The following is a 12,642-nucleotide window of genomic DNA, read 5'->3' as shown; positions in this document are numbered from 1 at the left end:
CCCTGGCCCGGCCTCAGTCCGGCGACGCCCGAGGCGGGCCCGCACGGGCCGCGACGGCCGGGGTGAAGGGACCTGCCGCCACCCGGGCCGTCACCTCGGCGACCTCGCCGTCGAGACGGCACCCGGCGAGCGCCGCCTCCTGCGCCCGGGCCACCCGCAGCGCCGTGGCACAGGCCCTCTCCGGCCCGTGCGCCCAGGTCGCCGCCGCCGCAAGCGCCGCGAGGTCGGCGGCCGAAGCCGCCCGGTGCCGGGCCACCACGGCCTGGCCGAGCAGCAGCACCCCGCCGAACACCGCGCCCAGCACCGTCGCCACCAGAGCCGCCCAGACCGTGGCGGAGCCCCGGTCCCGGCTCACGGCGGCGGCCCCACGCTGTCCTCCGCCAGGGCCACCGCCTGCGCCCCGAGCCGTACGGGCAGCCCGCCCGGCCCCGGCGCCGGCGCCGCCACCCGGACCCGCCAGAGGTCACCCACCCGCTCCAGCTCCACCCGCGCCCCCTGCGGCGCGGCCGCCCGGGCCACCGCCACGGCCACCTCGGCCGGCTCCGAGCGGGCCGCCGCCCGCGCGCCGGCCCGGGCGGCGTCCACACACCGGATCTGCGCGGCCGCCGCCATCAGCGCCCACACCAGCAGCGCCGCGAACAGCACCAGCGCCGGGATCACCAGGGCGGCCTCGGCCGTCACATATCCCCGGTCCCCGATTTTCCGGCGCGCCGGCGACTTCCCCTCAGAACGGCACATCGAGCGCCTTCCCGATGGTCGACTGAAGGGCCGTCGCGACGACTTCGCTCGTCACCACCTTGTAGAGAACGGCCGCGAATGCGCAGGCCGCGATCGTGCCCATGGCGTATTCCGAGGTGGACATCCCCGTGTCGTCCCCGCGACCGCCGAGTGCCGTCCGCAGCCGAAACCAGATGATCCTCATGGCAAACCTCCTGTGGATTTCCGTTGTTGATGTGTGTGGTCAATGCGACGTCAGGTGTTCGAGAGAAGTCCCGAGGCCATTCCGATCACCACCGGCGCCACCCCGATCGCGAGAAAGGCGGGGAGGAAACAGAGCCCCACCGGCGCGGTGACGAGTACCGCCGCCCGCTGCGCCCTGGCTCCCGCCCGGCGGGCCCGGTCCTCCCGCAGGCCCGACGCGAGCCGGGAGACCGGTTCTGCCGCGGGCGCCCCCGTACGGGCGGCCCGTTCCAGGCATTCCGCGAGCGCCCGGGCGCCCGGTATCTCCGCCAACCTCCCCCACCCGGCGCCCGGTTCGCCGCCGAGCCGCAGCTCCGCCCCGGCCCGCGCCAGCCGTTCACCCACCGGGCCGCCCAGCGACTCCCCGACCACCTCCGCGGCCTCCACCGGTCCCGCCCCGGCCGCCAGACACGCGGCCAACAGATCGGCGGCGAACGGCAGCTGGCGCTCCGCCTCCCCCGGATCCACCGCGGCCGGCGGCCGCGCCCTGGCCCGCCACCGCCACACGCCGAGCGCGGCCAGCGCGCCGACCACCGCACCCGCCGGCCCGCCGACGAGCAACCAGCCCGCCGACAGCGCCCCGGCCGGCGGGGCCCACGCCGCCAGCACGCCCCGCGCCGCGGAGGCGAACACCGGTCCCCGAGGCCCCTGTTCCACCCCGAGCAGCGCCGCGATCCTGCGCCGGGCCGCCCGCTCCCGGACCCGCGCCACCACCGCCGACCCCACCACCCAGAGGGCCGCCACCGCGAGGCACAGCGCGATCCCCAGCCTGTGGACGAGGACGCCGCCCATCACCGCTCCCCCGCCCGTACGATCCGCCGGCACCACAGCAGCCCCAGCGCGTCCAGCAGCGCGCCCGCCAGCAGGCACCCCCAGCCCATCGGGGTGTGCAGCAGCACCCGCAGCGGATCCGCCCCGAGTCCGGTGCCGATCAGCAGGCCCACCAACGGCAGCAGGGCGAGCACCAGCACCGTCGAGCGCGCCCCCGCCAACTGGGCCCGCAACGACTCCTGTCGGTCCCGCTCCGCCCGCAGGGCCCCCTCCAGCCGGTCCAGCCCGGCGGCCAGCCCCGCACCGCCGTCCACCGACACCCGCCAGCAGGCGGCCATCCCGGCCAGCCCCTGCGCGCCGGGCTCCTTCGCCGCCTGGCGCAGCGCTCCCGGCACGTCCCCGCCGAACGCCGCGGCGGCCAGCACCCCCGCCTCCGCCGCACCCGGCCCGCCCGGAACCGCGACGGTGCGCCGCATCGCCGCCGTCAGCGCCTGCCCGGGCTGTGCCCCTGCCCGCAGCTCGCCCACCACCGCCCCGCACAGGGCCACCACCTCGGCGGCCCGCGCCGCCCGGGCCCGCTCCCGCGCCCGTACCCGCAGCCACCGCCGCAGCAGCGGCAGGGCGGCCGCGCCCGCCAGCAACGGGATCACCGACCCGCCGAGCACCGCGACCAGGAGACCGGCGCCGAGGCAGGCCCACTCCCGCCACCGCGCCGCCCGCACCCGTACGGCGATCAGCAGCCGCTCCCGGTGCAGCGACCCGCCCGGAACCGCCGGAGCGCCCGAGGCCAGCACCAACCGGGCCCGCCGGGCCACGCGGTCGCCCCCGGACAGCCCCCAGGCGGCCGCCCCTGCACAGAGCACCCCGGCGAACACCGGCACCGGGAGCCCCACCGCGGCGCTCATCGGACACCTCGCAGCAACGGACGCAGCCGGTCCCAGCCCCGCTCCCGTACGAAGCCGCGGGCGGCCCAGCGCAGCGCCGGTACGGTGACCACCAGTCCGGCGGCGTCCCGCTCCAACACGTGCACCTCGGCCAGCCGACGGCGCCCCTCACGGTCCCGGACCAAGTGGAGCACCAGGGTCAGCGCGGCGGCCAACTGGCTGTGCAGGGCGGCCCGGTCGAGTCCGGCAGCCGTCCCGAGCGCCTCCAGCCGGGCCGGGACATGGGCGGCGGCATTCGCGTGGACCGTGCCGCAGCCCCCCTCGTGGCCGGTGTTCAGTGCGGCGAGCAGATCCGCCACCTCGGCGCCCCGCACCTCGCCGACCACCAGCCGATCGGGCCGCATCCGCAGCGCCTGCCTGACCAGATCCGCCAGCGTGACCAGGCCCGCCCCCTCCTGATTGGCCGGCCGGGTCTCCAGCCGCACCACGTGCGGATGGTCGGGGCGCAGCTCGGCCGAGTCCTCGGCCAGCACGATCCGCTCACCGGGCCCGACCAGCCCCAGCAGAGCGCTGAGCAGGGTGGTCTTGCCGGTTCCCGTGCCCCCGGAGACGAGGAACGACAGCCGGGCCTCGACCATGTCCCGGAGCATCCGCTGTCCGCCGGGCGGCAGCGTGCCCGCCACGACGAGCTCCTCCAGCGTGAACGCCCGGGGCCGCACCACCCGCAGCGAGAGGCAGGCCGAGCCGACCGCCACCGGCGGCAGCACCGCGTGCAGCCGGGTGCCGTCCGGCATCCGGGCGTCCACCCAGGGCCGGGCGTCGTCGAGGCGCCGCCCCGCGACGGCGGCCAGCCGCTGGGCGAGCCTGCGCACCGCCTCGGGGTCGGCGAAGGTCACCCCGGTCAGTTCCAGCCCGCCACCGCGGTCCACCCACACCCGGTCGGGAGCCGCCACCAGCACATCGGTGACCTCCGGGTCGGCCAGCAGCGCCTCCAGCGGGCCCGCGCCGACCAGCTCGGACCGTAACTCGGCCGCCACACCCAGTACTTCGGCATCCCCGAGCAGCCGGCCCTGGGCCCGCAGGGCCGCCGCCACCCGCGCCGGGGTCGGCTCCGCCCCGCTCTCGGCGAGCCGCCGGCGCACCGCGTCCAGCAGTACCGCGCTCATGCCGGCACCCCCTGGGCCGGACCGAGTGCCCTCTGCCAGAAGCCGTCACAGAAGCGGGCCAACGCGCCCCGCCCCTGCGCACCCGGCGGCTCCCCCTCGGCCACCCGCCCCGGCAGCCCCACCTCGACCGGGACCTCACCGGCCAGCGGCGCCCCCAGCAGCTCCGCCACGGCCTCCGGATCCAGACCGCCCGGGCAGCGGCCCCGTACGACGACGCGCACGTCCCGGGCCACCATCCGCACTCCGGCCGCCACCCGGCCCGCGGCGGCCACCGACCGCAGTTCGCCCGGCACCACCATCAGCACCAGGTCGAGCTGGGCCAGCACCTCGGCCACGGCTTCGTCCACCCGCCGCGGGAGGTCGACCACCACGACCCCGCCCCGGCGGCGCGCGGCGGCCACCACCGACCGCATCGCGGCGGGCGGCACCACCACCCGGTCCCCGCGGTCCCAGCTGAGCACCCGCAGGGCGTGCAGTTCGGGCAGGGACTCCTCCAGGGCTCCGGCGCCGACCCGTCCCCGCGAGGCCGCGAAGTCCGGCCAGCGCAGCCCTTCGGCGCTCTCGCCGCCGAGCAGCACGTCCATGCCCCCGCCCAGCGGATCACCGTCGATGAGGATGGTCCGCTCCCCGGCGCGGGCGGCCCGGACGGCGAGCGCGCAAGCGAGGGTGGAGGCTCCGGCGCCGCCGGCGCCTCCGATCACCCCGACGGCGAGGGCGGGCCGTCCGGCCCCCTCCACGACGTCGGCGATGCGGTCGACGAGCGGGCTCTCGGCGTCGGGGAGGCGCAGCACCTCCTCGGCGCCGATCTCCACCGCGCGTTGCCACACGAGGGGGTCGTCCAGGTCCCGGCCGACGAGGAACACCCCGGTCCTGCGCGGCGCCCCCCGCACCCGCCTCGCGGCGTCGTCCCCGACGAGCACGAGCGGGGCGGAATCCCAGCCAACGCCGCCGGCGGACCCGTCACTTGCGCGGTCCGCACCGCTCGCGCCGCCCTGCTCGGGCACCGCGTGGTGCACGTGCGGCTCGGCGCCCGCGGCGGCGCACAGCCTCAGCAGGTCGTCGAGGAGCACGGGGTCCTCGGTGATGATCAGCGGCCGCCCGCCACCGGGCGCGGGCACGACCCCCGCTCCGGCCCCCGCCACCACGGACTCCGGCGTTTCACACGACTTCGATCGAGCCACGATCTCCGCCCCCTTCTCACTGCAAATCCAGCACCGCGGACTTCGCGGCTGGAATCACCGTGCAGCGATCAGGAAAAAGAAGTGGATCTTGCTCGATAACTGTGGACAACCCATCGATTGTGAATAACCCGGTCACCCTCCCAGGTGAGTTCCGGAGCGCGGCGGAACCACTACGCACCGTCACGAGTCTGATGGGGTGAGGACCTTCGCCGCGTCGGCCCCGCAGAAGAGGAGGGCCGCAGGGATGGTCACTTGGGGCCGAAGGCTGGGACGCGAACCGCGTCCGGACATGCGACGACCCCCGCCGGGGGGGAGAGCGGGGGTCGTCCCCACGGTCCGACTCGGGGGGGGAGGAGCCAGACCGGGTTAGCACGGTCGCGAACGATCCGTGACTTCCATGGTGTACCCGAGAGCCTTCTCAGGCAAACCCACGCGCCACACCTTACGCCGAATGGTGGGCGCATATGCTCGGGGCGTGGAAAATCAGCCCTTGCCGCACTCCTCGCCTCGCACCGCAGCCTTCTTCGACCTGGACAAGACGGTCATTGCGAAGTCGAGCACCCTGACGTTCAGCAAGTCCTTCTACCAAGGCGGCCTGATCAACCGGCGAGCCGTGTTGCGCACCGCGTACACGCAGTTCATCTTCCTGGCCGGCGGCGCCGACCACGACCAGATGGAACGGATGCGGGAGTACCTGTCCGGCCTCTGCAAGGGGTGGAACGTGCAGCAGGTACGGGAGATCGTCGCGGAGACCCTGCACGACCTCATCGACCCGATCATCTACGACGAGGCCGCCTCGCTGATCGAGGCCCACCACACCGCGGGCCGCGACGTGGTGATCGTGTCGACCTCCGGCGCGGAAGTCGTCGAACCCATCGGGGAGATGCTCGGTGCGGACCGGGTCGTCGCCACGCGCATGGTCGTGGGCGAGGACGGCTGCTTCACCGGCGAGATCGAGTACTACGCCTACGGGCCCACCAAGGCGGAAGCCGTGCGCGAGCTCGCGGAGTCCGAGGGGTACGACCTCGCCCGCTGCTACGCCTACAGCGACTCGGCCACCGACATCCCGATGCTGGAGGCCGTGGGACACCCGCACGCGGTCAATCCCGACCGTGCCCTGCGGCGGGAAGCCGTGGCCCGCGAGTGGCCGGTCCTGGTGTTCAACCGGCCGGTGCGGCTCAAGCAGCGGCTGCCCGGGCTGTCGATGCCCGCGCGCCCGGCCCTGGTCGCGGCGGCCGCCGTGGGCGCGGCCGCCGCCACGGCAGGACTGGTCTGGTACGCGAGCCGGCGCCGGGCCCATGCGCTCGCTGCCGCCGCGTCTGCCTGATTGTCCTGACCTGCACCGATACGGGCTGTCCGGTTCACCCGAACTCGTCCCGGATAGTAAAAAGTGGAGCCAGGGGTTTCGCATGGCTCCGAAGCGGAGTACAAATAAAGCAACGGCCCGCGAGACCAAAGAACATCCGAGAGGATCATCTTTAAAACGCAGTAAGGCCCACGGACCGAAGCATGAACGCCGAGCACCCACGCGACGTCGACCCGTCGATTACGGGCCAGCCGCACCAGGTAACGGGCAAAGTCCCCGACCTGATGGGCAAATATCGAGGACGCTTGGTAACTGGGCGTAAATGCCAGCGGCGACACCAAAGCAAGACGGTGTCGCCGCAACCCATGTCCGGGGCCGATCGGCCTCCCCGGCGTCCGGCCCCCGCTTCCGCCCCGGGTCAGGCCGCGCCGCGCTGCAGCGCTTCGCAGACCGCCGTCGACTCGCGCACCCCGAGCTCGATCGCCCGCCCGCAGTGGGCGATCCACGCGGACATCCCCTCCGCGGTGCCGGAGACATAGCCCTCGAAAGCGGCCAGGTACGCCTCGCGACCCTGCTCCGCGTGACCGACCTCGGCCGGACAGATCGCCTTCGGGTCCAGACCGCTGTTGATCAGGACGATGCGCTCGGCCGCCCGCGCGACCAGCCCGTTGTACGAGGCGAACGGGCGCAGGGCCAGCAGCTCGCCGTGCACCACCGCCGCCGTGACCAGGGCCGGGGCGGAGCCACCCGCGATGATCAGGCGGGACAGCCCGTCCAGTCGGCCCGCGACCTCCTCGGCGCTCGGCAGCGGAAGGTCCACCAGGGGTTCCACCACCTGCTCGCCCGCCAGGCGGGGGCGGCCGACCACATCACCCTCGGCCGTCGACCCCGACGCCACCAGGTGCAGCCGCGCGAGGACCCGTAGGGGCGACTGGCGCCAGATGCTCAGCAGCTGCCCGGCCTCCGCGGTGAGCCGCAGGGCCGCGCCCACGGTCAGCGCCTCCGGCTCCGATCCGAAGTCGGTGCGGCGGCGCACCTCTTCCAGCGCCCAGTCCGCACCGGAGAGCGCCGCGCTCCCGCGGGCCCCGCGCAGGGCGGCCTCCGAGGTGATCTCACCGCTGCGGCGGCGCATCACCCGGTGCCCGTAGACCCGGTCCACGGCCTTGCGTACGGAATCCACGGACTCGGCGACACCGGGCAGCCCGCCCAGGGCGACCAACGGGTCAGAAGCGCTACTCATAAGTAGGGAGCCTACGCACTGCGCACCCTTAGCACCGACCCCTCCTTGGAGTGGTCTTCTTCACTCACCTTGACAACACTGTGCTACTTACCCACTACGCTTGGTGAACATGAAGATCGCTTTCGTGGGAAAGGGCGGCAGCGGCAAGACGACGCTGTCCTCCCTCTTCATCCGCCACCTCGCCGCCAATGAGGCCCCCGTCGTCGCGGTGGACGCCGACATCAACCAGCACCTGGGCGCCGCGCTCGGTCTCGGCGAGGACGAGGCCGCCGAACTGCCCGCCCTGGGCGCGCACCTGCCCCTGATCAAGGAGTACCTGCGGGGATCCAACCCGCGCATCGCGTCCGCCGACACGATGATCAAGACCACCCCTCCCGGCCGCGGCTCGCGCCTGCTGCGGGTCACCGAGGACAACCCGGTGTACGAGGCCTGCGCACGCACGCTCCTGCTGGACGGGGAGCCCGTACGGCTCATGGCCACGGGGCCGTTCACCGAGGCCGACCTGGGCGTGGCCTGCTACCACTCCAAGGTCGGGGCGGTCGAGCTGTGCCTCAACCACCTGGTCGACGGCCCGGACGAGTACGTGGTCGTCGACATGACGGCCGGGTCCGACTCCTTCGCCTCGGGCATGTTCACCCGCTTCGACATGACCTTCCTGGTGGCCGAGCCGACCCGCAAGGGCGTCTCCGTCTACCGCCAGTACAAGGAGTACGCGCGGGACTTCGGGGTCACGCTGAAGGTCATCGGCAACAAGGTGCAGGGCCCCGAGGACATCGAGTTCCTCCAGGACGAGGTGGGCGAGGACCTGCTGGTCACCGTCGGGCACTCCGACTGGGTACGGGCGATGGAGAAGGGCCGTCCGGCCGCCTTCGAGCTGCTGGAGGCGACCAACCGGTTCGCCCTCCAGGCGCTCCAGGACGCCGCCGACGACTCGTACGCCCACCGCGACTGGGACCGGTACACCGAGCAGATGGTGCGGTTCCACCTCAAGAACGCGGAGAGCTGGGGCAACGCCAAGACCGGGGCCGACCTGGCGGACCAGGTCGACCCCGATTTCACCCTGCGGGAGGGCGTCGCGAGCGCCGCCGCGGGCGAATCCTTCGTCAGCCCTCGTCCGCACTCTCATCAGCCGGCTCCGCAGCCGGCTTGACGCCCGCGGGGGCGGCCGGCGGCGCCGGCGGCCCCGCGGTCAGGAACTTCGCCCAGCCCTGCTTCGGCGCCTCGCCGACGTCGAGGGTGCGCATCCACTCCAGGGCCTTCGGGTCCTGGGCGTCCAGCCAGTCCACGAGCTCGCGGAACGGCACGCAGCGGACCTCCGGCTTGGTGCACATGCTCTTGATGGACTCCTCGACGGCACGCATGTAGGTGCCGCCGTTCCAGGACTCGAAGTGGTTGCCGATGATCAGCGGCGCCCGGTTGCCCTGGTAGACGCGGTCGAAGGCTTCCTGCAGGCCGTCGCGCATCTGGTCGCCCCAGTACGCGTGCTGCGAGGGGTCTCCCTGCGAGGTCGTCCCGGACTGGTTGACCATGTAGTTGTAGTCCATGCTCAGGGTGTCGAAGGCACGGCCCGGCATGGGCACCAACTGGAGCGGGACGTCCCAGAGCCCGTCCGTCTTCTTGGGCCAGATCTGCTTGCTGATGCCGCTGGAGTCGTAGCGGAAGCCCATGTTCTTCGCCGCCAGCATGAAGTTCTTCTGGCCTTCGAGGCAGGGGGTGCGGGCGCCGATGAGCTCCTTGTCGTAGTCGAAGGGGAGCGCCTCCATGGTCTTCAGGCCGGCGTTGGTCTTCCAGTTCTTGACGAAGGACTTGGCCTGGTTGATCTCGCTCTTCCACTCGTCCACGGACCAGGTGCCGACGCCGCCGTCGGGCCCGCAGAAGTGCCCGTTGAAGTGGGTGCCGATCTCGTTGCCCTCCAGCCAGGCCGCGCGGACCTGGGTGGCGGTGTCCTTGATGCCCTGGAGGTCACCGAAGCCGATGTCGGAGCGGCCGGGCGAATGCTGCGGCGCCGTATAGAGGGAACGTTTCTCCTCCGGGAGCATGTAAACGCCGCTGAGGAAGTACGTCATGCGGGCGTTGTACTGCTTGCCGACCTCGCGGAAGTGCGAGAAGAGCTTCTGGCTGTCCTCGCCGGCCCCGTCCCAGGAGAACACCACGAACTGCGGCGGCTTTTCGCCGGGCTTCAGCTTCTGCGGCTTCTGCACGTTCGGCTGGGGGCCGGTGTACGCGGTCGAACCGTCGCCGATGGGCCGGTTGACGCTTCCGGGGGCCTCCGCCTCGGCACCCTTCCGTGCGTTCGGCGCCCCGGGAGCCGGTGACTTGGCGGGCCCCGAGGCGCTGCACCCGGCGACTCCCAGGACCAGTGCCGTGGCGACCAGGCCACCGGCGATCTTCTTCGTGGCGGCGATCATCCGCCCCACCTCTCCCTCGCAGTTCCGTCGCAGGACTTCCGCGCCGCAACGTCCCACGCGGTCAGCTTTGAGGAAGGTATGACAAGCCGTACAAAATGCTTAATCACTCTTGAGTGCTAATTTATAGGCCATTTGCCCGTATTATTCACCGCTTGCCTTTACTCTCCATTACCATCCATTTACCGAGTGTTGAGACTCCCGCCGCTTCATCCCTCCCCCAGAGGAGACGGGAACCTATGACAGCCACCTCCCGCACACGCACGACCCGAGGGATCGCCGAAGTCCGCAAGGATCTCCCCGCGGACCTCTCCGCCTCCATCGCCGTCTTCCTGATCGCCCTGCCGCTCTCGCTCGGCATCGCCCTGGCCACCGGCGCCCCCCTCCAGGCGGGGCTGGTCGCCGCGGCGGCCGGCGGCATCGTCGCCGGCCGGCTCGGTGGCGCCCCGCTCCAGGTCAGCGGGCCCGCCGCCGGACTCACCGTGGTCACCGCCGAGTTGATCCAGCACTACGGATGGCGCACCACCTGCGCCATCACCGTGCTCGCCGGCGTCTGCCAGCTCGGCCTCGCCGCGCTGCGCACCGCCAGGTCGGCGCTCATGGTCAGCCCGGCCATCGTGCACGGCCTGCTCGCCGGGATCGGCGTGACGATCGCTCTCGCCCAACTCCACATCGTGCTCGGCGGCAACCCACAGAGCTCGGCCGTGGCCAACGTCATCGGGCTGCCCGCCCAGTTGGCCGATCTGCATCCCGCGGCACTCGGTGTCAGTGCCCTGACCCTGGCCGTCCTGCTGGCCTGGCCTTGGCTGCCCGGACGGGCCGGCCGGGTCCTGCGCAAGGCCCCCGCCGCGCTGGCTGCCGTGGCCGCGGCCACCACCGCCGCCGCGCTGTCCGGGCTCGCCCTGCCCAAGGTGGACCTGCCGTCCTGGCGCAGCCACGCGCTGCCCGAGCTGCCCGAGGGGCCGGTCCTCGGCATCCTGGCCGCCGTCCTGACCATCGCGCTGGTCGGCAGCGTGCAGTCCCTGCTCTCCGCGGTCGCGACAGACAAAATGATCGCCTCCGAGCGGCGAACGGACAACCGCCCGCCGCGCACCGACCTCAATCGCGAGTTGTGGGGGCAGGGCGCGGCGAACATCGTCTCCGGGGCGCTCGGCGGGCTGCCCGTCTCGGGCGTGGCCGTCCGGAGCGTGGCCAACGTCAAGTCCGGTGCCGTCAGCCGGAGGTCGACCATGCTGCACGGCCTCTGGGTGGTACTGGCGGCCGGCCTGCTCGTCCCGGTCCTCGACCTGATCCCGCTGGCCGCACTGGCCGCGCTGGTGATGGCCGTGGGCATCCAGATGGTCAGCATCACGCACCTGCGCAGCGTGACCCGGCACCGGGAGATCGTGGTCTACGGCACGACCATCGTGGCCGTGGTGCTCGGCGGGGTCCTGGAGGGTGTGGCCGTCGGCATCGCCGTGGCCGTCGCACTGGCCCTGCACCGGCTCGCCCGGACCAGGATCACCGTGGACCGGCAGGATGACGGGACCCACCGGGTGCGGGCGCGCGGGCAGTTGACCTTCCTCGCCGTGCCCCGGCTGAGCCGGGTACTGAACCAGATTCCGCACGACGGGCACGTGGTGATCGAGCTGGACGGCTCGTTCATGGACCACGCCGCCTACGAGACGCTGCAGGACTGGCAGGAGTCCCATCTGGCGCACGGGGGCACGCTGGAGGTGACCGGCCGGGCCGGATCCTCGGCGTGGCTGCCCGGAACCACCTCCGCCGACGGGCCAAACGGGTCGGGCGGAGCCGGGGAAGCCGAGGGAGCCGAGGGAGCCGAGGGAGCCACCGAAGCCGGCGCGACCGGCGCGGGCGTCCCGCACAGCGGAAACCACCACGCGGACCGGTCCCGGCGCGGGACCCACCAGTGCTGCCGGCCCTGGACCCCCTGGCAGAACCACTGCGACCACCGCCCCGCCGGGACCCGTACGCCCACGGCCGCGGCCATGGCGGAAGCAGCCGCCAAGCCCCCCGCGGACGAATCCCCGCCGGCGCCCCGGCGGCGCGGCGCCGGCCAACTCGCCAGCGGGATCAGCGCCTTCCAGCGGGACACCGCCCCTCATGTGCGGGACGAGCTGGCCCGGCTGGCCCGCGAGGGGCAGCGGCCCTCCCAGCTCTTCCTCACCTGCGCGGACTCCCGCCTGGTGACCAGCATGATCACGGCCAGCGGACCGGGCGACCTGTTCACGGTCCGCAATGTCGGCAACCTGGTCCCGCTGCCGGGCGCGGAGTCCACGGACGATTCCGTCGCCGCGGCCATCGAGTACGCCGTGGACGTGCTGAAGGTCGACAGCATCACGGTGTGCGGGCACTCGGGCTGCGGCGCCATGCAGGCCCTGCTCAGCTCCGCGCCCGGGGTTGCGATGACCCCGCTGCGCCGCTGGCTGCGGCACGGGCTGCCCAGCCTGGAGCGGATGGCCAGTCGCCACCACGCCTGGGCCCGGATCTCGGGCCGGCTCCCGGCGGACGCGGTGGAGCAGCTGTGCCTGACCAATGTGGTCCAGCAGCTGGAGCACCTGCGGGCACACGAATCGGTGGCCAGGCGGCTCGCCGAGGGCACCCTCGAACTGCACGGCATGTACTTCCACGTGGGCGAGGCACAGGCCTACCTGCTGTCCGAGGGTGAGGACTTCTTCGACTGCCGGGTCTTCGACACCGTGGGCCAGCACGCCTGAACCGATACCCTC

General features: G+C 73.1%; 12 protein-coding genes. 3 read left to right on the top strand and 9 right to left on the bottom strand.

All coding sequences use genetic code 11. The features are described from left to right. Positions 1–13 precede the first annotated feature (13 nt). The 7 genes from AB0D29_RS01905 to ssd are packed head-to-tail and all read right to left on the bottom strand — an operon-like array spanning position 14 to position 4,923. Positions 14–355 (bottom strand): Rv3654c family TadE-like protein, encoded by a 342-nt coding sequence (locus tag AB0D29_RS01905; RefSeq protein ID WP_362851688.1) that lies wholly within the window; start codon positions 353–355, stop codon positions 14–16. Next, positions 352–738, bottom strand: a complete 387-nt coding sequence (locus AB0D29_RS01900; protein WP_362851687.1) for a TadE family type IV pilus minor pilin — start codon at positions 736–738, stop codon at positions 352–354. The genes AB0D29_RS01905 and AB0D29_RS01900 overlap by 4 nt, the downstream gene beginning before the upstream one ends. Further along, on the bottom strand, positions 725–922 hold the full coding sequence (locus tag AB0D29_RS01895) for a DUF4244 domain-containing protein (RefSeq protein ID WP_362851686.1): 198 nt from the start codon (positions 920–922) through the stop codon (positions 725–727). Before AB0D29_RS01895 ends, AB0D29_RS01900 begins: the two co-directional genes overlap by 14 nt. Positions 923–972: 50 nt before the next feature. Continuing rightward, complete coding sequence (locus AB0D29_RS01890; protein ID WP_362851685.1) at positions 973–1,752, bottom strand: type II secretion system F family protein; 780 nt, start codon at positions 1,750–1,752, stop codon at positions 973–975. Beyond that, the gene (locus AB0D29_RS01885) at positions 1,752–2,636 is read right to left on the bottom strand and encodes a type II secretion system F family protein (protein ID WP_362851684.1); all 885 of its coding nucleotides are present in this window, start codon (positions 2,634–2,636) and stop codon (positions 1,752–1,754) included. The genes AB0D29_RS01890 and AB0D29_RS01885 overlap by 1 nt, the downstream gene beginning before the upstream one ends. Then, a complete protein-coding gene (locus AB0D29_RS01880) occupies positions 2,633–3,781 on the bottom strand; it encodes a TadA family conjugal transfer-associated ATPase (protein WP_362851683.1) in 1,149 nt (382 codons plus the stop codon). Before AB0D29_RS01880 ends, AB0D29_RS01885 begins: the two co-directional genes overlap by 4 nt. Continuing rightward, positions 3,778–4,923, bottom strand: a complete 1,146-nt coding sequence (gene ssd, locus AB0D29_RS01875) for a septum site-determining protein Ssd (RefSeq protein WP_362851802.1) — start codon at positions 4,921–4,923, stop codon at positions 3,778–3,780. The genes AB0D29_RS01880 and ssd overlap by 4 nt, the downstream gene beginning before the upstream one ends. A gap of 490 nt (positions 4,924–5,413) precedes the next feature. Here ssd and AB0D29_RS01870 point away from each other — a divergent pair, with 490 nt between their 5' ends. Then, complete coding sequence (locus tag AB0D29_RS01870; RefSeq protein WP_362851682.1) at positions 5,414–6,289, top strand: HAD-IB family hydrolase; 876 nt, start codon at positions 5,414–5,416, stop codon at positions 6,287–6,289. A gap of 397 nt (positions 6,290–6,686) precedes the next feature. Here the strand turns inward: AB0D29_RS01870 and AB0D29_RS01865 are convergent, their stop codons facing one another. After that, entirely contained in the window at positions 6,687–7,508 is an 822-nt protein-coding gene (locus AB0D29_RS01865; protein ID WP_362851681.1) for an oxidoreductase, read from the bottom strand. 109 nt (positions 7,509–7,617) lie between these two features. On the opposite strand from AB0D29_RS01865, the gene AB0D29_RS01860 reads away from it, so the two are divergent. Further along, a complete protein-coding gene (locus AB0D29_RS01860; RefSeq protein WP_362851680.1) occupies positions 7,618–8,658 on the top strand; it encodes an ATP-binding protein in 1,041 nt (346 codons plus the stop codon). Here the strand turns inward: AB0D29_RS01860 and AB0D29_RS01855 are convergent. Continuing rightward, on the bottom strand, positions 8,612–9,916 hold the full coding sequence (locus AB0D29_RS01855) for a hypothetical protein (RefSeq protein ID WP_362851679.1): 1,305 nt from the start codon (positions 9,914–9,916) through the stop codon (positions 8,612–8,614). The genes AB0D29_RS01860 and AB0D29_RS01855 overlap by 47 nt on opposite strands. A gap of 236 nt (positions 9,917–10,152) precedes the next feature. Here AB0D29_RS01855 and AB0D29_RS01850 point away from each other — a divergent pair, with 236 nt between their 5' ends. After that, positions 10,153–12,630: a SulP family inorganic anion transporter gene (locus tag AB0D29_RS01850; RefSeq protein ID WP_362851678.1), complete on the top strand. Its 2,478-nt coding sequence runs from the start codon at positions 10,153–10,155 to the stop codon at positions 12,628–12,630. Positions 12,631–12,642 lie beyond the last annotated feature (12 nt).

Origin of the sequence: Streptomyces sp. NPDC048424 (assembly GCF_040651555.1) — a bacterium.
Lineage (GTDB): Bacteria > Actinomycetota > Actinomycetes > Streptomycetales > Streptomycetaceae > Streptomyces.
This window is presented reverse-complemented; position numbering and strand designations above follow the sequence as displayed.

Bases quoted from the DNA above. Each gene is read 5' to 3' on its own strand.
- AB0D29_RS01900 (WP_362851687.1), bottom strand. From the start codon at position 738: ATGTGCCGTTCTGAGGGGAAGTCGCCGGCGCGCCGGAAAATCGGGGAC.
- AB0D29_RS01895 (WP_362851686.1), bottom strand. From the start codon at position 922: ATGAGGATCATCTGGTTTCGGCTGCGGACGGCACTCGGCGGTCGCGGG.
- AB0D29_RS01890 (WP_362851685.1), bottom strand. From the start codon at position 1,752: ATGGGCGGCGTCCTCGTCCACAGGCTGGGGATCGCGCTGTGCCTCGCG.
- AB0D29_RS01885 (WP_362851684.1), bottom strand. From the start codon at position 2,636: ATGAGCGCCGCGGTGGGGCTCCCGGTGCCGGTGTTCGCCGGGGTGCTC.
- AB0D29_RS01880 (WP_362851683.1), bottom strand. From the start codon at position 3,781: ATGAGCGCGGTACTGCTGGACGCGGTGCGCCGGCGGCTCGCCGAGAGC.
- AB0D29_RS01870 (WP_362851682.1), top strand. From the start codon at position 5,414: ATGGTGGGCGCATATGCTCGGGGCGTGGAAAATCAGCCCTTGCCGCAC.
- AB0D29_RS01865 (WP_362851681.1), bottom strand. From the start codon at position 7,508: ATGAGTAGCGCTTCTGACCCGTTGGTCGCCCTGGGCGGGCTGCCCGGT.
- AB0D29_RS01860 (WP_362851680.1), top strand. From the start codon at position 7,618: ATGAAGATCGCTTTCGTGGGAAAGGGCGGCAGCGGCAAGACGACGCTG.
- AB0D29_RS01855 (WP_362851679.1), bottom strand. From the start codon at position 9,916: ATGATCGCCGCCACGAAGAAGATCGCCGGTGGCCTGGTCGCCACGGCA.
- AB0D29_RS01850 (WP_362851678.1), top strand. From the start codon at position 10,153: ATGACAGCCACCTCCCGCACACGCACGACCCGAGGGATCGCCGAAGTC.